The organism is Vulcaniibacterium tengchongense (genome assembly GCF_003814555.1).
Taxonomy (GTDB): domain Bacteria; phylum Pseudomonadota; class Gammaproteobacteria; order Xanthomonadales; family Xanthomonadaceae; genus Vulcaniibacterium; species Vulcaniibacterium tengchongense.
In genome coordinates this window covers 159373-181851 of record NZ_RKQN01000002.1, presented here as the reverse complement: position 1 = coordinate 181851, position 22479 = coordinate 159373, and the positions used below count along the sequence as shown (strand labels likewise).

General features: G+C 67.7%; 23 protein-coding genes and 1 tRNA gene. 19 read left to right on the top strand and 5 right to left on the bottom strand.

Translation table 11 applies throughout. The features are described from left to right. Positions 1 to 3: 3 nt before the first annotated feature. The 4 genes from trpD (at position 4) to EDC50_RS07160 (ending at position 3087) form a co-directional block, all read left to right on the top strand. Positions 4 to 1038: an anthranilate phosphoribosyltransferase gene (gene trpD, locus EDC50_RS07175; protein WP_123769812.1), complete on the top strand. Its 1035-nt coding sequence runs from the start codon at positions 4 to 6 to the stop codon at positions 1036 to 1038. Positions 1039 to 1132: 94 nt separating this feature from the next. Then, complete coding sequence (locus EDC50_RS07170; protein ID WP_123769811.1) at positions 1133 to 1474, top strand: antibiotic biosynthesis monooxygenase family protein; 342 nt, start codon at positions 1133 to 1135, stop codon at positions 1472 to 1474. Positions 1475 to 1546: 72 nt separating this feature from the next. Further along, positions 1547 to 2338 (top strand): indole-3-glycerol phosphate synthase TrpC, encoded by a 792-nt coding sequence (gene trpC / locus EDC50_RS07165; protein WP_123769810.1) that lies wholly within the window; start codon positions 1547 to 1549, stop codon positions 2336 to 2338. Next, complete coding sequence (locus EDC50_RS07160) at positions 2335 to 3087, top strand: haloacid dehalogenase-like hydrolase (RefSeq protein WP_123769809.1); 753 nt, start codon at positions 2335 to 2337, stop codon at positions 3085 to 3087. The genes trpC and EDC50_RS07160 overlap by 4 nt, the downstream gene beginning before the upstream one ends. Positions 3088 to 3175: 88 nt before the next feature. On the opposite strand, the gene EDC50_RS07155 is transcribed toward EDC50_RS07160, so the two are convergent. Both EDC50_RS07155 and crp read right to left on the bottom strand, forming a co-directional pair. Beyond that, positions 3176 to 3637 (bottom strand): GNAT family N-acetyltransferase, encoded by a 462-nt coding sequence (locus tag EDC50_RS07155; protein ID WP_123769808.1) that lies wholly within the window; start codon positions 3635 to 3637, stop codon positions 3176 to 3178. Between the two features lies 1 nt (position 3638). After that, positions 3639 to 4328, bottom strand: a complete 690-nt coding sequence (crp, locus tag EDC50_RS07150) for a cAMP-activated global transcriptional regulator CRP (protein WP_123769807.1) — start codon at positions 4326 to 4328, stop codon at positions 3639 to 3641. A gap of 208 nt (positions 4329 to 4536) precedes the next feature. Here crp and speD point away from each other — a divergent pair, with 208 nt between their 5' ends. After that, positions 4537 to 5328, top strand: coding sequence for an adenosylmethionine decarboxylase (gene speD, locus EDC50_RS07145; protein WP_123769806.1), 792 nt, complete (start codon positions 4537 to 4539; stop codon positions 5326 to 5328). Between the two features lie 124 nt (positions 5329 to 5452). Here speD and coq7 read toward each other — a convergent pair whose 3' ends face one another. Both coq7 and EDC50_RS07135 read right to left on the bottom strand, forming a co-directional pair. Next, a complete protein-coding gene (coq7, locus tag EDC50_RS07140; RefSeq protein WP_123769805.1) occupies positions 5453 to 6097 on the bottom strand; it encodes a 2-polyprenyl-3-methyl-6-methoxy-1,4-benzoquinone monooxygenase in 645 nt (214 codons plus the stop codon). Between the two features lie 9 nt (positions 6098 to 6106). After that, positions 6107 to 7267 (bottom strand): (Fe-S)-binding protein, encoded by a 1161-nt coding sequence (locus EDC50_RS07135; protein ID WP_123769804.1) that lies wholly within the window; start codon positions 7265 to 7267, stop codon positions 6107 to 6109. Positions 7268 to 7441: 174 nt separating this feature from the next. Here EDC50_RS07135 and rplM point away from each other — a divergent pair, with 174 nt between their 5' ends. From rplM to maiA, 5 genes are all read left to right on the top strand, one after another. Continuing rightward, positions 7442 to 7870: a 50S ribosomal protein L13 gene (gene rplM / locus EDC50_RS07130; protein ID WP_123769803.1), complete on the top strand. Its 429-nt coding sequence runs from the start codon at positions 7442 to 7444 to the stop codon at positions 7868 to 7870. A gap of 10 nt (positions 7871 to 7880) precedes the next feature. Then, the gene (gene rpsI, locus EDC50_RS07125; RefSeq protein ID WP_123769802.1) at positions 7881 to 8273 is read left to right on the top strand and encodes a 30S ribosomal protein S9; all 393 of its coding nucleotides are present in this window, start codon (positions 7881 to 7883) and stop codon (positions 8271 to 8273) included. A 24-nt stretch (positions 8274 to 8297) separates the two neighbouring features. Next, a tRNA-Gln gene (locus EDC50_RS07120) sits at positions 8298 to 8372 on the top strand. A gap of 343 nt (positions 8373 to 8715) precedes the next feature. Then, complete coding sequence (locus EDC50_RS07115; RefSeq protein ID WP_123769801.1) at positions 8716 to 9705, top strand: fumarylacetoacetate hydrolase family protein; 990 nt, start codon at positions 8716 to 8718, stop codon at positions 9703 to 9705. 28 nt (positions 9706 to 9733) lie between these two features. Then, positions 9734 to 10393 (top strand): maleylacetoacetate isomerase, encoded by a 660-nt coding sequence (gene maiA / locus EDC50_RS07110; protein ID WP_123769800.1) that lies wholly within the window; start codon positions 9734 to 9736, stop codon positions 10391 to 10393. Positions 10394 to 10728: 335 nt separating this feature from the next. Here maiA and EDC50_RS07105 read toward each other — a convergent pair whose 3' ends face one another. Then, positions 10729 to 11844, bottom strand: coding sequence for a PilT/PilU family type 4a pilus ATPase (locus EDC50_RS07105; RefSeq protein ID WP_123769799.1), 1116 nt, complete (start codon positions 11842 to 11844; stop codon positions 10729 to 10731). Positions 11845 to 12015: 171 nt separating this feature from the next. On the opposite strand from EDC50_RS07105, the gene EDC50_RS07100 reads away from it, so the two are divergent. The 9 genes from EDC50_RS07100 (at position 12016) to EDC50_RS07060 (ending at position 22479) form a co-directional block, all read left to right on the top strand. Beyond that, positions 12016 to 12321 (top strand): DUF4398 domain-containing protein, encoded by a 306-nt coding sequence (locus EDC50_RS07100; protein WP_242003111.1) that lies wholly within the window; start codon positions 12016 to 12018, stop codon positions 12319 to 12321. Continuing rightward, on the top strand, positions 12318 to 13205 hold the full coding sequence (locus EDC50_RS07095; RefSeq protein ID WP_123769797.1) for an OmpA family protein: 888 nt from the start codon (positions 12318 to 12320) through the stop codon (positions 13203 to 13205). The genes EDC50_RS07100 and EDC50_RS07095 overlap by 4 nt, the downstream gene beginning before the upstream one ends. A 391-nt stretch (positions 13206 to 13596) precedes the next feature. After that, entirely contained in the window at positions 13597 to 13821 is a 225-nt protein-coding gene (locus tag EDC50_RS07090) for an HP1242/YdcH family protein (RefSeq protein WP_123770401.1), read from the top strand. A gap of 173 nt (positions 13822 to 13994) precedes the next feature. Continuing rightward, entirely contained in the window at positions 13995 to 15371 is a 1377-nt protein-coding gene (locus EDC50_RS07085) for a pyridoxal-phosphate dependent enzyme (protein WP_123769796.1), read from the top strand. A gap of 139 nt (positions 15372 to 15510) precedes the next feature. Beyond that, a complete protein-coding gene (locus EDC50_RS07080) occupies positions 15511 to 16695 on the top strand; it encodes a cystathionine gamma-synthase (RefSeq protein ID WP_123769795.1) in 1185 nt (394 codons plus the stop codon). A 69-nt stretch (positions 16696 to 16764) separates the two neighbouring features. Beyond that, entirely contained in the window at positions 16765 to 17547 is a 783-nt protein-coding gene (locus tag EDC50_RS07075; RefSeq protein WP_123769794.1) for an ABC transporter permease, read from the top strand. 7 nt (positions 17548 to 17554) lie between these two features. Continuing rightward, positions 17555 to 18307, top strand: coding sequence for an ABC transporter ATP-binding protein (locus tag EDC50_RS07070; protein ID WP_123769793.1), 753 nt, complete (start codon positions 17555 to 17557; stop codon positions 18305 to 18307). Positions 18308 to 18352: 45 nt separating this feature from the next. Beyond that, positions 18353 to 21628 carry a glycosyltransferase gene (locus EDC50_RS07065; RefSeq protein WP_123769792.1) on the top strand — a complete coding sequence of 1092 codons (3276 nt, stop codon included), beginning with the start codon at positions 18353 to 18355 and terminating at the stop codon, positions 21626 to 21628. A gap of 128 nt (positions 21629 to 21756) precedes the next feature. Then, the gene (locus EDC50_RS07060) at positions 21757 to 22479 is read left to right on the top strand and encodes an FkbM family methyltransferase (protein ID WP_158635727.1); all 723 of its coding nucleotides are present in this window, start codon (positions 21757 to 21759) and stop codon (positions 22477 to 22479) included.

Sequence of the window (22479 nt, the reverse complement as noted above, 5' to 3'; positions counted from 1 at the left end):
ACCATGCCGATCACCCCCCAGGAAGCCCTGCAGCGCACCATCGAGCACCGCGAGATCTTCCACGACGAGATGGTCGAACTGATGCGCATGATCATGCGCGGCGAGGTCTCGCCGGTGATGACCGCGGCGATCCTGACCGGGCTGCGGGTGAAGAAGGAGACCGTGGGCGAGATCGCCGGCGCGGCCCAGGTGCTGCGCGAGTTCTCGCGCCGGGTCGAGGTCGCCGACCGCGAGGGGCTGGTCGACATCGTCGGCACCGGCGGCGACGGCGCCCACACCTTCAACATCTCCACCGCGAGCATGTTCGTCGCCGCCGCGGCCGGCGCCAAGGTCGCCAAGCACGGCAACCGCAGCGTGTCGTCGAAGTCCGGCAGCGCCGACGTGCTCGAGGCGCTGGGCGCGCGCATCGAACTGCAGCCGGAGCAGGTCGCCGGCTGCATCGAGCGCTGCGGCATCGGTTTCATGTTCGCGCCGATCCACCACCCGGCGATGAAGGTGGTCGCGCCGGTGCGGCGGGAAATGGGCGTGCGCACGATCTTCAACATCCTCGGCCCGCTCACCAACCCGGCCGGTGCGCCGAGCATCCTGATGGGCGTGTTCCATCCCGACCTGGTCGGCATCCAGGTGCGCGTGCTGCAGGAACTGGGCGCGCAGCGGGCGCTGGTGGTCTGGGGCCGCGACGGCATGGACGAGCTCTCGCTCGGCGCCGCCACCTTGGTCGGCGAGCTGCGCGACGGCGTGGTGCGCGAGTACGAGGTGCACCCCGAGGATTTCGGCATCGCGATGTCGCACAGCCGCAACCTGCGCGTGAACGACGCCGACGAGTCGCGCCTGCTGGTGCTGCAGGCGCTGCGCAACGAGGAGGGGCTGGCGCGCGAGGTCGTCGCCCTCAACGCCGGCGCCGCGATCTACGCCGCCGGCGTCGCCGACAGCATCGCCGAAGGCATCGAGCGCGCGCGCGCGGCGCTGGCCTCCGGCGCGGCGCTGGCCAAGCTGGAGGCGTTCGTCGCCGCGACGCAGCAGATCGGCGCCGCATGAGCCTGCCTCGGGCCCGGCGCGCAGGCGCGGAAGGTGCGCCGGCCGGCCGGCGCCGGCTATGCTGACGGGCCGCGCCGGACCTTCCGCCCCACCGATGGACACCGCTTTCGCCCGCCTGCCTACGCCGCCGTACTACGCGGTGATCTTCTCCTCGCAGCGCAACGGCGCGGACGAGGCCGGCTACGCCGCGGCCGCGCAGCGCATGCTCGAGCTGGCGGAACAGCAGCCCGGCTACCTCGGCGCCGAGTCCGCGCGCGGCGCGGACGGGTTCGGCATCACGGTGTCGTACTGGGCCAGCGAGGAGGCGATCGCGGCGTGGCGCGCACACGCCGAGCACGCGGCGGCGCGCGCCCACGGCCGCGCGCACTGGTACGGGCGCTACGAACTGCGCGTGGCCAAGGTCGAGCGCGCCTACGGCCACGCGAGCCGCGAGTGAGCGGGAGCGAGACACGCGCGTAGGCCGCCGCCCCATCCTCCCTTCTCACTTCTCTTCATTCACTGCCGTGCCATGAGCGACATCCTCCAGACCATCCTCGCGCGCAAGGCCGAGGAGATCCAGCAACGCAGCCGGGTGCGCCCGCTCGCGGACATGCGCGCGCGCGCGCGCGCGCAGCCGCCGGCGCGCGGCTTCGTCGAGGCGATCCGGCGCAAGCACGCCGCCGGCGAGGCGGCGGTGATCGCCGAGGTGAAGAAGGCCAGCCCGTCGAAGGGGCTGATCCGCAAGGACTTCGACCCGGCCGCGATCGCGCGCAGCTACGAGGCCGGCGGCGCGGCCTGCCTGTCGGTGCTGACCGACGTCGACTTCTTCCAGGGCAGCAACCTGTTCCTGGGCGAGGCGCGCAACGCCTGCGCGCTGCCGGTGCTGCGCAAGGACTTCACCGTCGATCCGTACCAGGTGTACGAGGCGCGGGTGATCGGCGCGGACGCGATCCTGCTGATCGTCGCCGCGCTCGAGGACGGGCCGATGATCGAGATGGCCAACCTGGCGGCGGAACTGGGCATGGACGTGCTGGTCGAGGTGCACGACATCGACGAGCTTGAGCGCGCGCTGCAGACCGACAGCCCGCTGATCGGCGTCAACAACCGCAACCTGCGCAGCTTCGAGGTCTCGCTGGACACCACCCTGGCGCTGCGCGGGGCGGTGCCGCCCGACCGCATCCTGGTGACCGAAAGCGGCATCGCCACGCCGGCCGACGTGGCGCGGATGCGCGGCGCCGGCGTGGAGACGTTCCTGGTCGGCGAATCGTTCATGCGCGAGCCCGACCCCGGTGCCGCGCTGCGGCGGCTGTTCGCGGCATGAGCGGCACGCCGGCCCTGGCGGCCTCGGCGCAGGCCGAGCGCGAGACGCAGGCGCGGCCGTGCGCGCCGCTGGTGGTGTTCGACTTCGACCACACCCTGTACGACGGCGATTCCGGCGGGCACCTGGTGCTGTGGCTGATCCGCCGGCGTTGGTGGCGCGCCGCGCTCGCCCTGCTGCTGTCGCCGCTGCTGCTGCCGCTGATCGCCTGGCTGCCGACCCGGCGGCGGGCGATCTCGGCCTATCTGTGGATCGGCACGGTCGGCGTGCATCGCCGCCGCGACATGGACGCGCTGATCGACCGTTACGTGCAGGCCAACGCCGCGCGCCTGCGCGCGCGCCTGCTGCCGGCCGCGCTGAAGGTGCTGCAGCGCCACCGCGATGCCGGCGACCGGGTGATCATCGCGACCGGCGCGCCGCCGGAACTGGCGCGGGCGATCCTCGACTTCGTCGCCCATGAGGACCTGCCGGTGATCGGCAGCGTCGGCGCGCCGTTCCTCGGCGGCATGGTCACCGTCGAGCACTGCCACCACCGCAACAAGATGCGGATGATCCGGGACGCCGGCTACGGGCAGATCGCGGTGGCGTATTCCGACAGCAGCGCCGACCTGCCGCTGTTGCTGGCCGCGCGCCAGCCGGTGGTGGTCAACCCCAAGCCCGGCCGGGTGGCGATGTTCCGTCGCGCGCTGCCGCCGGGCACGCCGATCCTCAACTGGGGCTGCCGGGACCGCGGCGGCGACCCGGTGGCGTGAGCGCCGGCGCGGCGACGGCCAGGCCGGGGTCGACGATCCCGGCCGGCCCGCGCGATGCCGCTGGCCGCGGCCGCGGCCGCGGGCGATCTCAGTCGCCCAGCGTCTTCAGGAACCGCAGCGAGCCTTCGGCGTAGCCGCAGCGGCGGTAGAACGCGTGTGCGCCGGTGCGGCTGGCGCTGCTGGTGGCCTCGATCCGGGCGATGCCGCTGCGCCGCGCCAGCGCCTCGACCTCGCGCAACAGGCGGCGGCCGAGCCCCTCGCGCTGCCGCTCCGGCGCCACGACCAGGGCGGTGATCCGCGCCAGCTCGCCGCCGTGGACCAGGGAATAGAGCGTGTACAGCGCGACCAGGCCGCAGGCTTCGCCTTCGCATTCGGCCAGCAGCAGGTGCTGGCGCGGGTCGTCGCGGACCAGGCCGATGCGCTCGGCCGCCTCGCCGGGGCCGCAGGGGTAGCCCAGCGCCTCCAGCAGGCGGGCGACGTCGTGGGCGTCGCCCGGCTCGGCCGCGCGGATCCGCGCCGTCGCCGCCCCGGGCGCGGCGGCGCGCCCCACCTCAGCGGGTGCCGTAGAGGACGATGGTCTTGCCGCGCGCGTGCAGCTTGCCGTCCGCCTGCAGCTTCTTCAGCACGCGCCCGGCCATCTCGCGCGAGCAGCCGACCAGGCGCGACAGCTCCTGGCGCGACACCCGCAGCTGGGTGCCCTGCGGGTGGCTCATCGCCTCCGGCTCCTTGGCCAGGTCGTGCAGGGTGCGCACGATCCGGTCGGTGACGTCGAGGAAGGCCAGGCGCCCGGCCTTGCGGCTGGTGTCGAGCAGGCGCCGCGAGATCTGCGCGCCGATCGCGTACAGCAGCTTCGGCGCGTCCGCGGCCAGCCGCGTCAGCAGCAGGTCGTACAGGCGCTCATGGCCGATCTCGGCCAGTTCGCAGGTGCTGCGGGTGCGCAGGATCACCTCGCGCTGGTCGCTGGCGATGAACAGGCCCAGCTCGCCGACGAATTCGCCGGGGCCGAAGTAGCCCAGCACCAGTTCGCGGCCGTCCTCCTCCTCGGTGATGATGCTGACCGAGCCGGAGACGATGTAGTACAGCGTGCTGGCGGGGTCGCCCGGGCGGAACACGTCGGTGCGCGACGGATAGCGCCGCCGGTGGCAGTGGGCCAGGAAGCGTTCGATCGTGGCGCTGTCCGGCAGGAGAGGGCTGTTGGTTCGGCGCAGGGCGGACAAGGGGGCTACCGGGTTCGCGGACATGGACGTGAAATCGGTGTAATCCAGCGAGCTTAGGATGAACTGGCGCAGTGGGCAAATTCTGGTCGCTCGGCGTCACGCGGCATAGCCGAAGCTGTGACGGAGCGCGCGTTCAGCCTGCGGTCGGCGCGCCGCCACACGGCGTATCCCCGCTGCGCGGGCGATTGCCGCATAATTCGCACTTTCGTCGCCCCCAGGGGATTCCGCCGCCGTGGTCAAGCCGTTGCCGCGCCTGAGGTTGCAGGGTTTCAACAACCTCACCAAGGCCCTGTCGTTCAACATCTACGATGTGTGTTTCGCCGCGTCCGAGGACGAGCGCAGGCGCTACATCGAATACATCGACGAGGCCTACAACGCCGACCGCCTCACCCAGATCCTGACGGACGTGGCGGAGATCATCGGCGCCAACATCCTCAACATCGCCCGCCAGGACTACGACCCGCAGGGCGCGTCGGTGACCATCCTCATCTCCGAGGAGCCGGTGATCGACAAGTCGCAGGCCAAGGGCGTGATCTCCGAGGCGGTGGTCGCGCACATGGACAAGTCGCACATCACCGTGCACACCTACCCGGAGACCCACCCGGACAACGGCATCGCGACCTTCCGCGCCGACATCGACGTGGCCACCTGCGGCGTGATCTCGCCGCTGAAGGCGTTGAACTACCTGATCGAGAGCTTCGAGTCCGACATCGTGATCATGGACTACCGCGTGCGCGGCTTCACCCGCGACGTGAAGGGCAAGAAGCACTACATCGACCACAAGATCAACTCGATCCAGGACTACCTGGCCAAGAACATCAAGTCGCGCTACGAGATGCTCGACGTGAACGTCTACCAGGAGAACATCTTCCATACCAAGATGCACCTGAAGGAGTTCGACCTCGACACCTACCTGTTCGAGGAGAAGGCCAAGAACCTCTCGTTCAAGGAGCGGATGAAGATCGAGGCGCGGCTCAAGCGCGAGATCGAGGAGCTCTACCACGGCCGCAACCTGGCCGACTGAGGCGGGGGTCGGATCCGGGACCGGATCCGCGACCCCAACAGGCGAAGGGCCCGCGCCGCGGGCCCTTCGCCTTTGTTCTCCGCCTTGGTTCTTGCGCTTCCGCGGATCCGGACCCCAGCCCGGATCACAGCCGGTAAGCCACCGCCTTCATCAGCTTCGAGGCCGCCGCCATCAGGGCCGGGACCGGCGCCGGCAGCGGCCGCGCGCCGGCGGCCTCGGCGTGGTCGGCATGACGGGCCTCGTCGGCCTTCATCGTGCGCAGGATGGCGCGGCTGCGGGCGTCGGCGGGCGGCAGCGAATCCAGATGCTCGTCCAGGTGCGCTTCCACCTGGCGCTCGGTCTCGACCACGAAGCCGAGGTTCCAGCCGTCGCCGCGCAGCCCGGCCACCGCGCCGATCGCGAAGCTGCCGGCGTACCACAGCGGGTTGAGCAGGCTCGGGCGGCTGTCGAGTTCGCGCAGGCGATCGGCGCACCAGGCCAGATGGTCGGTCTCCTCCTGCGCGGCCGCGAGCAGGTGCTCGCGCGTGGCCGGGTCGCGCGCCACCGCCGCCTGGCCGCAGTACAGCGCCTGCGCGCAGACCTCGCCGACGTGGTTGATCCGCATCAGGCCGGCGGCGTGGTGGCGTTCGGGCTCGTCGAGCTCGATCGCGGCGACGTCGCGCGCCGGGTTCGGCCGCGCCGCGGCGGGCGCGCCGAGCACGGTATCGAGCGCGCGCTGGGCTTCGACGAGGACGCGGTCGAGCGGGGTCAGGTGGCGTGCGGTGCTCATGCGCCTAGTCTAGACCGGCGTGGCCGGAGCGTCGGGCGAAGCCGGCTCGAGCCGCTCGGCGAGGTATTCCAGCGGGTGCTGCACCGGCACCGTCGCGGCCCCGGCCAGGTGCAGCCGGCAGCCGAGATTGGCACTGAGCAGCCGTGCGGCGCCGCTCTCCGCCACCTGCCGCAGCAACGGTGCGCGGTAGTCGGCGGCACGCACCGGGTCGGCCAGCATCTGCAGCCCGGCCGCGCCGCAGCAGCCGTAGCCGGTGTCCAGTTCGACCGCCTGCAGCCCGGGGACCCGCGCCAGCAGCCGGCGCAGCGGCGTGACGGAGCGCAGCACGTTGCGCTGGGTGCAGGGCAGGTGCACGGCGACGCGTTCCGGCGACGGCCGGAACCGCAGCCGCTCGGCGTGGCGTTCGAGAAAGGCCAGCGCGTCCTCGGCCGGCGCATCGACCGCCGCGGCCACGGCCTCGTGGCAGCCGCTGGCCAGGGTCAGCACGCGTCCGGCGCCGGCGAACGCGCCGCGGTTGGCCGCCGCCAGGCGCGCCGCGGCCGCGGCATCGCCGGCATGGGCGTGCGGGCTGCCGCAGCAGGTCTGGCCGCGCGGCGCGGCCAGGCCGACGCCGAGCCGCGCGCACAGCGTGGCCAGCGCCCGCCGCGCGGCCGCCTCGTAAGGGCCGGCGGCGCAGCCGACGAACAGCGCCGCAGCCACCGGGCGGCCGTGCGCGGGCGCCTGTGGCAACGGTGCCGGCGGGCGCGGCAGCAGGCGCCAGGCGCGCGGCAGCACCGGGTAGGCGCGCCGGTACCCGGCCAGCAGCGCGGCCAGCGCGCGCGGCCGCGCCATCAGCCGCTCGGCCAGGCGCTGGCGCCACCCCGGCGGGCGCCGGCGGCGCTGCCCCGTGCGCGCCTGGACCAGCAATCGGCCATACGGCACCCCGGCCGGGCAGGCCGCCTCGCAGCCGCGGCAGCCCAGGCAGTGGTCGAGATGGGCATCGCCGGCGGGCGTGGGATCCACCGCGCCCGTCGCCCAGGCCTGGACCAGCGCGATGCGGCCGCGCGGCGATTCGGCCTCCAGCCGCTCGCGGGCGTAGGTCGGGCAGGCCGGCAGGCACAACCCGCACCGCACGCAGCGCTCGGCCAGCGCGACCAGCGGGTCGGGTGAGGGCGGGGGCGCGGCGGGCATGGCCGCAGGATGCTAGCACGCGGGTTCCCGGCGGCTTGCGATGGCCCGCGAGCCCGGTTATCATTTCGCTTCTGTCGCTCCGACATCCACAACGCGAGGCGAAGTTCCGACGGGCGCCCTCGCAGGGGCCGGCACGGAATCAGCCCGACCAGGTACCCCTTAAGCAGAGCAGTCATGAAGACCTTCACCGCCAAGAACGAGACCGTCCAGCGCGACTGGTACGTGGTCGATGCGACGGGCAAGACGCTCGGTCGTCTGTGTTCCGAACTCGCGCGCCGCCTGCGCGGCAAGCACAAGCCCGTCTACACTCCGCACGTCGATACCGGCGATTACCTGGTGGTGATCAACGCCGAGAAGATCGCGGTCACCGGCAACAAGCTGCAGGACAAGATGTACCACCGCTTCACCGGGTACGTCGGCAACCTGAAGAGCGAGACCCTCGCCCAGGCGCTGGAGCGCCATCCGGAGCGCGTGATCGAGATCGGCGTGAAGGGCATGCTGCCGAAGAATCCGCTCGGCCGTGCGATGTACCGCAAGCTCAAGGTCTACAAGGGCGCCGAGCACCCGCACGCCGCCCAGCAGCCGCAGCCGTTGGATTTCTAAGGTTAAGCACATGGCACTTCAGCAGAACTACGGCACCGGCCGCCGCAAGTCCTCCACCGCCCGCGTGTTCCTGCGCAAGGGCAGCGGCAACATCACCATCAACCAGCGTCCGCTCGACGAGTTCTTCGGCCGCGAGACCGCGCGCATGATCGTGCGCCAGCCGCTCGAGCTGACCCAGTCGAGCGACAAGTTCGACGTGGTCGTCACCGTCTCCGGCGGCGGCACCACCGGCCAGGCCGGTGCGATCCGCCTCGGCATCGCCCGCGCGCTGGTCGAGTACGACGAGTCGCTCAAGACCGAACTGCGCAAGGCCGGGTTCATGACCCGCGACGCGCGCGAGGTCGAGCGCAAGAAGGTCGGCCTGCACAAGGCGCGCCGCGCCACCCAGTTCTCCAAGCGCTGATTTCTGCGCTAGAATCGGTCGCATAGCCCCGTCGCCAAGTGGTAAGGCATCTGACTCTGACTCAGACATTCGGTGGTTCGAATCCATCCGGGGCTGCCAGATGAAGGACGCGCAAGCGTCGCGAAAAACCCGCCGCAAGGCGGGTTTTTCGTTGTGGGCGTCCGCCTGGTGCGATCTCGCCTGACCAGGCGCGGCGGGGCGGCGGGACGGATCGGCGAGGCGCCGGCACCAGGGCTCCGTCGCGCGCGACCGGCCATCGGCGAAAGCGGCGCGGGACGTTCGCGGGCGCTGGCGGGACCTGGCATGCCGTCGCGCCTCGTCGTCCGGAGCGGCTGCCGCGTTCGCGGGCGGGCGGCGCTTGGCGAGTCGCTGGGCCGCCGGGCGACCCGTTACAATTGAAACCATCGCGCGACAGCGCTTCGCTCGTACACTCGAGGTTTCGATGAAGCTCGGTTCCCTGAAGGAGGGCGGCCGCGACGGCACCCTGATCGTCGTCTCCCGCGACCTGGCCCGCGCCGTGCGCGCCGCCGGCATCGCCGACACGCTGCAACGCGCGCTGGAGGACTGGTCCAACGCCGCACCGCGGCTGAATGCGCTTTCGGAAGCGCTGAACGACGGCCGCGCCGAGGATGCGTTCGAGCTCGACATGGCCGCGCTGGCCGCGCCGCTGCCGCGCGCCTACGAGTTCGTCGACGGCAGCGCCTACCTGCCGCACGTGGAGCGCGTGCGCCGCGCGCGCGGCGCCGAGGTGCCGGACAGCTTCTACACCGATCCGCTGATGTACCAGGCCACCAGCGCCGGCTTCTACGGCCCGCGCGACCCGGTGCTGGTCGCCAGCGAGGACTACGGCATCGACTTGGAGGCGGAAGTCGTGGTGATCACCGACGACGTGCCGATGGGCGTCGCGCCCGAACGTGCCGCGGCGCACATCCAGCTGGTCGGCCTGGTCAACGACGTCTCGCTGCGCAACCTGATCCCGGCCGAGCTGGCCAAGGGCTTCGGCTTCCTGCAGAGCAAGCCGCGCTCGGCGCTGAGCCCGGTGTTCGTGACCCCGGACGAACTCGGCGAGGCCTGGCGCGACAACAAGGTCCACCTGCCCCTGCTCACCCATGTCAACGGCCAGTGGTTCGGCGCGCCGGAGGCGGGCGTGGACATGCAGTTCGACTTCGCCCGGCTGGTGGCGCACGCCGCCAAGACCCGGCCGCTGTCGGCGGGCACCATCGTCGGCTCCGGCACCGTGGCCAACCAGGACACCTCGCTGGGCGCGTCCTGCTTCGCCGAGAAGCGCACGGTGGAGACCTTGGAGCACGGCAAGCCGCTGACGCCGTTCCTGGCCTTCGGCGACACCGTGCGCATCGAGATGCTCGACCGCGACGGCCGCAGCGTGTTCGGCGCGATCGAGCAGCGCATCGAGCGCGCCCCCGCGGCGTGACGGCGGCGGGCATCAGCGGAGAAGCGGAATGGACGAGTCGTTGCGGCTGTATTCGTACTGGCGTTCCAGTGCGGCCTACCGGGTGCGGATCGGGCTGAACCTCAAGGGGCTGGCGTACGACACCGTGCCGGTGCACCTGCTGCGCGACGGCGGCGAGCAGCACCAGGACGCATTCCGCGCCGCGAACCCGCAGCGCCTGGTGCCGGTGCTGCAGCACGGCGGGCACGTGCAGCGCCAGTCGCTGGCGATCCTCGAGTACCTGGACGAGACCTGGCCGGAACCGCCGCTGCTGCCGCGCGACCCCGGCGAGCGCCAGCGCGTGCGCGCGCTGGCCCTGGCGGTGGCCTGCGACATCCATCCGCTCAACAACCTGCGCGTGCTGCAGTACCTCGAGCGGCGCTGGCAGGTGCCGCAGCCCGAGCGCGAGGAATGGATCCGCCATTGGATCGGCGAAGGCTTCGCCGCGCTGGAGACGATGCTGGCCGGGGACCCGGCCACCGGCCGCTACTGCCACGGCGACGCGCCGGGACTGGCGGACTGCGCGCTGGTGCCGCAGGTCTACAGCGCGCGCCGCTTCGGCGTCGACCTGGGGCCGTATCCGACCCTGGTGCGGATCGAGCAGGCCTGCCTGGCGCTGCCGGCGTTCGCCGCCGCCAGCCCCGACGCGCAGCCGGACAGGCCGGCCTGAGCGGGGTGAGCGCGCTCGCGATCCGCTGCGGCGGCCGGGCGCGCGTGCCACCCCGTCTGCAACGACGAACGAAGGCGCGGGCGCCGGCCGCTCGCGCCCGCTGCGGGCGCCTCGCGTGGCGCGCCGCTGACGCGCCTCGTGTGCGGAACCGCTCGACCGCGTCAGGCACGCGGGCTCTGCGCCATGGCGGGCGCCGGCGGACGCACCGCGCCCGCGGGTGCGGGCTCCCGGTCACGGCGCGTTGACCGCGCGATCACTTCCGCAGCTTCGGTGCGCTGACCGCCGCGCGGGCCCCGCCGGGCGGTGCGTTTCGTCGCGATTCGCGCAGGAGCGCGCTAGTGCTGCGCGCCGACGTCGTACATGTCCGCGTACGGGTCGTGCTCGCCGCTGCCGCCCTCGGACAGGCGGAACTTCAGCGCCAGGCCGTCGCGCGAGTCGGCCGCGCGCAGCGCCTCCTCCATGTCGATCTTGCCTTCCTTGTAGAGCCGGAACAGGCACTGGTCGAACGACTCCATGCCCTCCTCGAGCGAGGCTTCCATCGCCGGCTTGAGCTCGTGGATCTGCCCGCGCCGCAGCAGGTCGCGGATCATCGGCGTGTTGAGCAGCACCTCGACCGCCGGCAGGCGGCGGCCGTCGACGCCCACCACCAGGCGCTGCGACACCACCGCGCGCAGGTTCAGCGCCAGGTTCATCAGCACGTTCTTGTGCGCGGCCTCGGGGAAGAAGTTGAGGATGCGTTCGATGGTCTGGTCGGCGTTGTTGGAGTGCAGGGTGGCCAGGCACAGGTGGCCGGTCTCGGCGAACGCGATCGCCGCCTCCATCGTGGTCGCGTCGAGGATCTCGCCGATCAGGATCACGTCCGGCGCCTCGCGCATCGCGTTCTTCAGCGCGTTGTGGAAGGCGTGCGTGTCCAGGCCGACCTCGCGCTGGTTGACGATCGACTTCTTGTGCTTGTGCAGGTATTCGATCGGGTCCTCGATGGTGAGGATGTGGCCGGAGACGTTGCTGTTGCGGTAGTCGATCATCGACGCCAGCGTGGTCGACTTGCCCGAGCCGGTGGAGCCGACGATCAGCACCAGCCCGCGCGGCGCCATGATGACTTCCTTCAGCACCTGCGGCAGCTGCAGTTCCTCGATCGACGGGATCACGCTGCGGATCGCGCGGATCACCATCCCGACCTCGCCGCGCTGCTTGAACACGTTGATGCGGAAGCGGCCGGCGTCGGGCAGGGCCAGGGCCATGTTGAGCTCCAGGTCGCGCTCGAAGATCGGCACCTGGCCCTCGTCCATCAGCGAGTAGGCGATCTTCTTGACCATGCCGGCGGGCAGGCCGGTGCTGCCGAGCGGGTAGAGCTTGCCTTCGACCTTGATGTAGACCGGCGCGCCGGTGGTCAGGAACATGTCCGACGCGTTCTTTTCCGTCATCAGCTTGAGAAAATAGCCGATGTCCATGCAGCGACCCCTTGTTGACGCCGGCGTCCCGTTGCAAGCACGCTGCCGGCTTCCGACAATGGCCGGGCGCATCACTCACGCACGGCCGCCCCAATGACCCCAAGCTTCGCACAATTCCGGTTACCGCTACTGGCCGCAGTTCTCGCTTCGGCGCTGGGCGCCTGCGCGTCGTTGCCGCCGCCCACCGGCGAGGTGGCCGCGGCCGAACAGGCGGTGGCGCGCGCCGAGAACGGCGATGGCGACCAGTACGCGGCCGACGATCTCAACCGTGCGCGCGGCGAATTGTCGCAGGCGCAGGCCGCGTTGAGCGCGGGCCGCGACGACGACGCGCGGCGCCTCGCGCTGGCCGCGGCCGCCGACGCCGACCTGGCCGCCGCCCGCAGCCGCCAGGCCAAGGCCGAGGCCGCGTTGGAGCTGCGCCGCAACGAAGTCGCCGAGCTGCGCCGGCGCGTGCAGAACCCGGAGGGCCAGCGATGAGCCTGCGCACGACCCTGTTCGCGCCGCTGCTGCTGGCGGCGCTGCTCCTGCCCGCCGCCCGCGCCGCGGACGATCCCGACCTGGCGCGCCTGCGCCAGCGCGTGGTCGCGCTCGATGCCGACCCGCAACTCAACCCGTTCGCCGCCTACGAGCGGCTGCGGGCGCGCCAGGCGCTCGACGCCTTGGCGCAGGCGCGCAGCCGCGACCGCGACGGCGCCCTGTACGTCGCCGAGCGGCGGGTGCAGATCGCCGAGATCGCCGCGCGCGCCGAGGCGGCCGAGCGCGAGACCGACCGGCTCGAGCGCGAGCGCGCCGAGCTGCTGGTCGAGGCCAGCCGCCAGGATGCCGCCCGCGCCCGCGCCGAGGCCGAGCGCCTGCGCCTGCAGGCGCAGATGCAGGCCGAGGAAGCCGAGCGCCTGCGCCAGCAGCAGGCTGCCGACGCGCTGGCGATGCAGGACGTGGAAACCGCGCTGCAGGGCGTGGCCGGCGCGCAGGCGGCGCGGCTCAACGCCGCCCGCGAGCGCGAGGCCCGGCTGGCGCGCGAGGAAGCCGAACTGGTCACCGGCGGCAAGCTGCCCGCGTCCAAGCGCGACGGCCGCGGCGAGGTGTTCAGCCTGGCCAAGGGCGCGTTCGGCGCCGGCAAGGCCGCGCTGAGCGGCGACGCCGACAAGGCCGTGCGCACCGTCGCCGCCTACGTCCAGGCCAGCAGCGCGGCCGGCGGAGTGCGGGTCGAGGTGACCGCCGCCGACGCCAAGCTGGCGCAGCGCCGCGCCGCCGCGGTACGCGAGGCCTTGGCCGCGGGCGGGGTCGCGGCGGACCGCGTTCAGGTCAGCGGCCGCAGCGGCAAGAGCGAGAAGACCGAGTTGATCGTCGTCTCCAAATAGGCGCCGCCCCGGCGCCAAGGGGCACGTAGGATCAAGCACTTGCGCGCGGAGGGCCGGGATGGCGGCCGCCTGCGCGCGGCTGAAGACGGGGACCGGACCGCCTTGCCGACGTCGGCCGGGAGGAGTAGGGTCGGATACCCGAGCGGACCGCAACGCTCGGCGAAGGAGTCCGGTTCCGATGACCCAGACCCAGCCGCAGGATCCCGCCGCCGCGCGCTTGCCGGCGACCGGGTCGTGCGATGCCGGCCCGGTCGTCGCTCCGTCCTTTCCCCACGACCCCGTACGACGCCCTGGCCGCCCGGCGGCCGGGGCGTTGCCGTTTTTGCGGGGCCTTCCGCCATCGCCGGGCCCGCGGGCCCGGCGTCATGACCATGCTGAAGGAGGCTTTCACATGTTCGAAGAACGGCCGCAGCCCGAGATCGAGGCGCTGATGAAGAGCAACCCGGAATTCAAGCGGCTCTACCAGCGGCACAAGGATCTCGACAAGAAGGTGATGGACGCGGAGCTCGGCGTGTTGCCGATCGACGATCTCACCCTGGCGCAGATGAAGCGCGAAAAGCTGGCTGCGAAGGACCGGTTGGTCCGCCTCTACGACGAGCAGCTCCGGCGCCATTGACGCTTGCGAGCCGCGCGTGCCGGCCTCCTCGTCGGCCGGCGCGCGCGGCGGCCGGAACCGGGGCGGCGGCCGCGCGCGGCCGCCCCGGTGGTCCGGGCCCGGCCGCCGTGCCCCGGCCGGAGCCGGCGGGTAGAATCCGGCGACGCCGCGCGGTACGCGGCCGCAGGAATCGCATGGCCATCCACTCCTCCGTACTCGAACTGATCGGCCGCACGCCGATCGTCAAGGCGCAACGTCTCGACACCGGCGTCTGCGAGCTGTACCTGAAGCTGGAATCGCAGAATCCCGGCGGCTCGATCAAGGACCGCATCGGCCTGTCGATGATCGAGGCCGCGGAGAAGGCGGGGAAGATCAAGCCCGGCGACACCCTGGTCGAGGGCACCGCCGGCAACACCGGCATCGGCCTCGCGCTGGTCGCCCAGCAGAAGGGCTACCGGCTGATCCTCGTGGTCCCGGACAAGATGAGCCGGGAGAAGATCTTCAACCTCAAGGCGATGGGCGCGCAGGTGGTGCTGACCCGCTCCGACGTCGCCAAGGGCCATCCCGACTACTACCAGGACCTGGCCGAGCGCATCGCCCGCGAGACGCCGGGCGCGTACTTCATCAACCAGTTCGGCAATCCCGACAACCCGGCCGCGCACGAATTCGGCACCGGCCCGGAGATCCTCGAGCAGATGGCGGAGGTCGGCGGCGCCGACGCGATCGTGTTCGGCTGCGGCAGTTCCGGCACGATGACCGGCCTGTCGCGCTGCTTCGCCGAGAAGTCGCCGCACACCGAGCTGGTCCTGGCCGATCCGGTCGGCTCGATCCTCGCCCAGTACATCAACGAGGGCACGCTCAGCGAGAAGTCCGGCACCTGGATGGTCGAGGGCATCGGCGAGGACTTCCTGCCGGTCATTTCCGACTTCGCCCGGGTCAGGAAGGCCTACGCGATCAGCGACCGGGAGAGCTTCCTGACCGCGCGCGAGCTGCTGGCCAAGGAAGGCATCCTCGGCGGCTCCTCGACCGGCACCCTGCTGGCCGCGGCGCTGCGCTACTGCCGCGAGCAGACCGTGCCGAAGAAGGTGCTGACGCTGGTGCCCGACACCGGCAACAAGTACCTGTCGAAGATGTACAACGACTACTGGATGCTGGACAACGGCTTCCTCGAGCGCGAGCCCTACGGCGACCTGCGCGACCTGATCCTGCGCCCGTTCTCGCAGCGCGACACCGTGGTGGTCGGCCCCAACGACCTGCTGGTCACGGCCTACCAGCGGATGAAGGTGTACGACGTCTCGCAGCTGCCGGTGATGGACGGCGACAGCATCGTCGGCATCGTCGACGAGAGCGACGTGTTGCTGCACGTGTACGGCGACGAGGCGCGCTTCCGCGATCCGGTCTCCACCGCGATGGTCAGCAAGCTCGACAAGATCGAGGTGCGCTCGCCGATCGAGTCGTTGCTGCCGGTGTTCGACCGCGGCCACGTCGCGATCGTCGTCGACGGCGACCAGTTCCTCGGCCTGATCACCCGGATCGACCTGCTCAACTACCTGCGCCGCCGCGTGCAGTGAGCCGGGTGTTTTGCTGAACAGGGAACGCAGGCGGACGGCCGCAATCGCGGCTGAAACGCAGGGCAGCCCGGCGAAGCGGCCGGCAGGGGCGGTGCTAGAATCGCCGGCTGCCCCAAATCTGCGGAATTGGAAGGATTCGATGACTGACACACCTCCCGAGGGCGGGGCGCGCAAGCCCGGCCTGGGCACGCTCGCGATCCATGCCGGGCAGACGCCGGACCCCAGCACCGGCGCGGTCATGACCCCGATCTACGCGACCTCGACCTACGCCCAGTCCAGCCCGGGCGTGCACCAGGGCTTCGAGTATTCGCGCAGCCATAATCCGACCCGCTTCGCCTACGAGCGCTGCGTCGCCGCGCTCGAGGGCGGCACGCGCGGCTTCGCGTTCGCCTCCGGCATGGCGGCGACCTCGACGATCCTGGAGCTGCTCGACAGCGGCAGCCACGTGGTCGCGATGGACGACGTCTACGGCGGCACCTACCGTCTGTTCGAGCGCGTCCGCCGCCGCTCCGCGGGCCTGGATTTCAGCTGGGTCGATCTCAGCGACGCGGCCGCCTTCGAGGCCGCGATCCGGCCCGAGACGCGCATGGTCTGGGTCGAGACGCCGACCAACCCGCTGCTCAAGCTGGTCGACATCGAACGGATCGCCGGCATCGCGCGCCGGCACGGCCTGATCGTCGTCGTCGACAACACCTTCTGCTCGCCGATCGTGCAGCGCCCGTTGGAGCTGGGCGCGCACCTCGTCATGCACTCGGCGACCAAGTACCTCAACGGCCACTCCGACATGGTCGGCGGCATGGTGGTGGTCGGCGACGACGCCGAGCTGGCCGAGAAGATGGCGTTCCTGCAGAACGCCGTCGGCGGCGTGCAGGGCCCCTTCGACAGCTTCCTCGCCCTGCGCGGCCTGAAGACCCTGCACCTGCGCATGAAGGCGCATTGCGACAACGCGCTGGCCCTGGCCGAATGGCTGGAAACCCATCCCGCGATCGAACGAGTGATCTACCCCGGGCTGAAGTCGCATCCGCAGCACGAGCTGGCGAAGCGGCAGATGGACGGGTTCGGCGGGATGATCAGTATCCACCTCAAGGGCGGCGAAGCCGCAGCGCGCCGGATGATGGAACGTTGCGAGCTGTTCGCGATCGCCGAGTCGCTCGGTGGCGTCGAAAGCCTGATTAATCACCCGGCGATCATGACGCATGCGTCGGTGCCGGCGGATCGACGTCTCGCATTGGGTATCGCAGACAATCTCGTGCGCCTCAGCGTAGGCGTGGAGAACATGGTGGATCTACGCGCCGACATCGACGGAGCCCTGAACGCAGCCTGAGAAAGCAATGCTGTTGGGCAAACGGCATCACCTCTTCCCCTGCGACCCCATACACGTGAGAAGTACTACATGTTGACTCTAGCCGCAGCCGACCTGAAGCACAGCATTGCTTCTTGGCGGCTTTGGACTTTGCTGGGCTGGCTGGAAATCCGACAACGCTATGCGCGCTCGCGTGTCGGGCCTTTCTGGTTGACCATCAGCATGGGGGTGATCATCACTTCCATTGGCGTCGTCTATGGCACGCTGTTCGGGCAGAACCTCAGCGACTACTTGCCGTACCTCGCGGCCAGCCTGGTCTCTTGGAGTATGTTCGCCAGTACCGTTACCGAAGGTAGTCAAGCGTACATCAACAACGCCGCCTATATACGCCAGGTTTCGACGCCCAAGCTGATCTATGTCCTGCAAGTAACGTGGCGCAACCTGATCATCCTTGCGCACAACTTCGTCATCGTGATAGCGCTGCTGGCGATCTTCGGTGTCAAGCGGTGGGACACACTGCCGCTTTTCGTCCCAGCGCTTTTCGTGTTGGCATTAAACGGGACATGGATTGCGATGCTGGCGGGACTGCTTTCGGCGCGTTTTCGCGATCTTCCGCAAATCGTGGCTGCTTTCATGCAGGTCGCGTTCTACGTCACTCCGATTATGTACAAACCCGAAGCGCTGACACGCTTCTCCTTTATCGTCGATCTCAATCCGCTGGCATATCTGCTTGATGTGGTTCGGAAGCCACTGCTCGGCGAAGTGCCGAGCCTGACCGCTTGGTGCGTTGCCGTAGGGCTGGCCGTCGTCGGCTGGTTGTTCGCCTTGGCTTTTACCAATCGCTATCTGAAGCGCATCGCGTACTGGGTGTAAGCAGCGCATGGCCTACATCGAACTAAGTGGCGTCACCTTGGACCTGCCCATCTACGAAGTGCAGTCGCGCTCGCTCAAGCGGCAGATGGTTCGTCTGGGACGGCGAAATGCCATTGCCGAAGACAACGATGGTGTAGTCGTGGTGCGCGCGCTGAACGACATTTCCGTTCGCCTCGAGAGCGGAGACCGCATCGGCCTAATCGGCCATAACGGTGCGGGCAAGTCCACGCTCCTGCGGACCATGGCGGGCATCTACTCGCCGACTCACGGCGTCATCCATCGCGAAGGCAAGGTGGTGCCGTTGCTGGACATCAGCCTTGGTATGGACGACAACTCCACGGGTCTGCAGAACATCAAACTCCGCGGCTTGCTCTTGGGGATGTCCGAAGCGGAGATTCGCGAAAAACAGCAGCAGATCGCTGATTTTTGCGAATTGGGTGATTACCTCGATCTGCCGATTCGGACCTACTCCAGTGGCATGCGGGTGCGACTTGCATTCGCTATCTCCACTGCCGTTGACGCGGAAATTCTGCTGCTGGACGAGGTAATGGGCGTAGGCGATGCGTCGTTCATGCATAAGGCCGAGCGTCGCTTGGCCGACCTCCACGAGCGGTCGGAGATCGTGGTTCTTGCCATGCATTCGAACCATGAGATTCGTAAGGTTTGCAATAAGGTCATCTGGATGGACAATGGCTCTATTCGCATGTTTGGGCCGACGGAGGAAGTCGTTTCTGCGTACGAACGCTTCGTTGCTGGTTGAGGCGGTGGGCGACGAGCATTCCTGGGAGCCCTTGAGGCTAGCGCGATGACTGCGATAGAAGAGCTGAACAAGGATGCACTGTTTGATGATCTTGTGAGCAAGTTGCTGACGGCACTGGCTCCGCGGTCTATCCTGCACGAAATAGGCGATGAAGCGGTCGATCCTCGTGCGCGATTTCCTGCTTTCGACGACTGGAGTCATGCATGCGTCGCTGAAAGCGATGTCGCTGCCGCAGGAGTGGATTTGCTCGTCGTGCCCACTGCAGATTCGCTTCGCAAGTTCGGGCGGGCAGGTCTTTGCCTGTCCGATCAGGGGGTGATCTTCGCTGTCGGAGGCCCCGAACCGCCAAAGGAGTTGCTTGCGGAATGGGGCATGTGTTGGGTCTTCACGCTTCCTCTCCCGCAAGAAGGTTGGATCGCGGGGCGCGATGATTCGCTTCGAAAAGATGTTGCTACCGCACTCGCCAGCTGGGCAGCCTCTCAACGCGCAGCGGCGCCAGCGATGGCGGTTGTGGCGGGGTATGAGCGAGCATTGCAGGATGTGGCGCGGGCCAGGGACGAATACCGCTTACAGTTCGAGCGGGCGAGTGCCGAGGTCGCGAAAAGCGAGCTACGCATCGAATCGCTGTCGATTAGTCTCGCGAAATCGAAGCATTCCTTACATCCGTTGTCTCGCCGCGCCCAATTGCTCCAAGAGGAACTGGACAGGATAAAAGCGTCGCGATCATGGCAGCTCACATTGCCCCTACGTACGGGTCTAAATTGGCTGCGACGGGTGCACGGCATTGGGCAGCGCATGATAAGACTGTCCTTGGCCTTCGTGCGTGAGACTCGTACCGGCGGCTTTCGGCATTCGTTTAGGCGCGTGCGCCTATTCCTCAGCGGCAGCACCATTGCATTGCCGGGTGTCGCGAAGACGACACGACCTAACGGGCTGCCCGATGCAGGGTCGGCATCTCAGCGGCTTGTGCAACGCGTCCTGCTGGTCGCGGAACTTGGTCTGCAGCAGTGCCTGCGATACCGCGTGCTGCAAAAGCGCCAGTTGATCCAGAGCCTCGGCATTGAGTGCTCCGTGGTCAATTGGACGGATGTCGTTGCGACGCGGAGTCTGCTTCAGACCCACACGATTGCCATCTTCTATCGTGTTCCTGGGTGGCCGGAGCAGTTGGAGACCCTCCGTATTGCTAAGAGCCTCGGCGTGGTAACCGTTTGGGAGGTTGACGACCTTATATTTGATTTACAGGCCTACAAGACAAATTCGAATCTTAACGATCTCGACAAGGCTACGCGGGACGGTATCCTCAAAGGGGTGCCGGTGTACCGCGCCATGATGTTGGCTTGCGATGAGTGCATTGCGTCTACGCCAACGTTGGCGGCAGAGATGCGTAAAGCGGGTGTGCGCCACACACACGTTATGCGCAACGCATTAGACGCGGAAATCATCCGCATGGCGGATCGGATTCGGCAATTGCCGAGGCGGACTGATGGCGTCATCCGAATTGTTTATGGCTCGGGTTCCCGATCCCATGATTCCGACTTCAAGGTCGCGGCGGAGGGGGTGCTCCGCGTTCTTAAAGCGCGTTATTACGTCCGCTTGATGGTGATTGGTACTTTGAACATACCGCCGGAATACGACAGTGTGAAGGGTCAGGTCGAGCGGTTGCCGCTGACGGACTACGAGACATACATGGAGAGTTTGGCGAGAGCGGATATTAATATCGCGCCTCTAGAAGCTTCCGTCTTTAACGACGCCAAGTCGAATATTAAATACTTGGAATCCGCCGTGCTCGGGATCCCCTCGGTCTGCTCGCCTACCGAAGAGTACCTGTATACGGTCGAGCATGAGAAGAATGGTTTTCTTGCCACGACTCCTGAAGAGTGGGAGGAGCAAATCCTACGCTTGGTGGATGACCGAGCACTTCGTTCGCGTGTAGGCGAAGCCGCGCGCCAACACGCACTTGCGCATTTCACTCCTGAGGCAATCGCAGCCGAGAGCGTTGCGCCCTTCTTGAGTTCGCACCAAGCGCTGATGCCGAGCGGCTTGCGAGTGCTTGGAGTGAACATCTTCTTTGAGCCGCGTAGCTTCGGCGGGGCCACAATCGTCGCCGAGCAGATCGCACGGCGGTTGAATGAAATCGGTGGCGTCAGCTATGCCATGTTTACCTCTACGCCAACCCACGAGGTGCATCCGTACAAAATCATTCGGTACGAATCCTCGCACTGCGAAGTCTTCGCGATGGGCTTGCCGCCCGAAGCAGATCCAGTGCTCGACTTCGATAACCCATATCCGGTGGAGGAGTTCAGGAATGTTCTCCGTGCGTGGCGGCCTGATGTCGTGCACCTTCATTCCATCCAGGGGCTCGGGGTTCAACTGATCGACGTATGTGAGCAGGAAGGGATACCTTTCGTGGTCACTTTGCACGATGCATGGTGGCTGTGCGCTAGGCAATTCATGGTGACGGGTGAAGGGCGTTACTGCAATCAGCGTTCCATTTCGCTAGACGTATGTTCACGCTGCGTACGAGACGCGTCCATGCTCCCATATCGCGCGTCGCGCTTGCGCGAAGCGCTATCAAAGGCTGCCTTATTGCTTGCCCCCAGTGCGTTCTCGCGTGACTTGTACGTAGCAAACGGCTTTGACTCAAATAAGGTGGTTGTCAATAAGAATGGCGTTGCGTCCCCGGGGTCAGCGCTAAAGCGCACGCCACCGAGTCAACGTAAGCTCCGCTTCGGATTTGTTGGTGGCGAGGGGGTGATGAAGGGCGGAGAGATGCTGAAAAAGGCATTCCGCAGTCTTCCTTACACCAACTATGAATTGTGGGTAGTAGACAATGCGCTGAATCTGGGATGGCAATCGATTCATCCGGAGCAGTGGCAGGTTCCGGGCGAGACAAAGATCGTCCCCGCTTACACGCAGGCGACGATCGATGAGTTTTTTGGATCCATCGATGTGCTGCTATTTCCCAGCCGGTGTAAGGAAAGCTTCGGCCTTGCGGCACGTGAAGCGCTGGTGCGCGATGTCTGGCTGATTTCCACAGATGCCGGCGGCGTCGTAGAGGACATAGTGGAAGGCGAGAACGGAGCGATAGTGCCCTTCGATGATGATGGAACGGCACTGGCCAGGGAGATCCGTAAACTGTTGGAAGACCCCAGTCGCCTCGACGGCTTCAGAAACCCGCATGCTAGAAGCATCTGTCTGTTCGAGCAACAAGCACGTGAATTGCGAGATCTTTTCGGCCAAGTTGCGCTGAGGCGCAACAGCCGCCCCATGCGCTTTATGTCCGAGGTGGAGTTTCACGAACGTCTCATGAAGCAAATGTAGCTCAACTCAGGTGAGATATGTACGACCCAACAATGCTGGAAGGGACGTCGGTCGAGGTGAGGCTTCCACCTGGCGGAAGCCTCCAGTCCATTCGGATGCTTGATTGCAACGGGAAGGATCAGGTTGCGGTGAAGATCGGAAATATGGGGTGGAACTCATTTGAGCACCCTATGCCCGACATCTTCTGGCGTGCAGTGGCGGCATCAAGTGGAATCGTCGTAGATATCGGCGCCAATACAGGGTTCTACACGCTCCTGGCCGCCGCTGCTAGGCGCCGTGGACAGGTTTGGGTGGTGGAGCCAGATCCCAAAGTGCTTCCTGTACTCGAGAAGAACATCACGATCAATCAGCTCGGCAGGCGAGTCAAGCTCTTTCGCGTCGCGCTCAGCGATTACAAAGGGACAGCAGACCTATTCATTCCTTTGCAAGACCACGGGCTTGTCGAGACAAGCTCATCCTTAGAAAGGACGTTCCGTGCCCAGCACTCGGAGGTGATAACCACGAATGTGACAACGCTTGATGCGTTGGCGGGCGGTGTTGCCAACTTATTTTCGAAGGTGTCCATCATCAAGATTGACGTCGAAGGGCATGAGGCGCCTGTCTTCCGTGGTGCGATCCGTACCATCAGAAGGCATCGGCCGCTGATCTTCGTTGAGATCCTCGATAGGGCTGATTACAGCTACTTCGACCGGTTCTTGCAAGAAAACGGATATGTGGATCTTCGGCTGTTGTCGAATGGAACCATGATCGAGAGCGAGCAAGTCGATTTCGATCCCCAAGCGTGGAATCACGTCTTTGTTCCCGAAGAGGCCAAAGCGGCTTTCAGGGCCATGGTGTCGCCGATCGTCTGA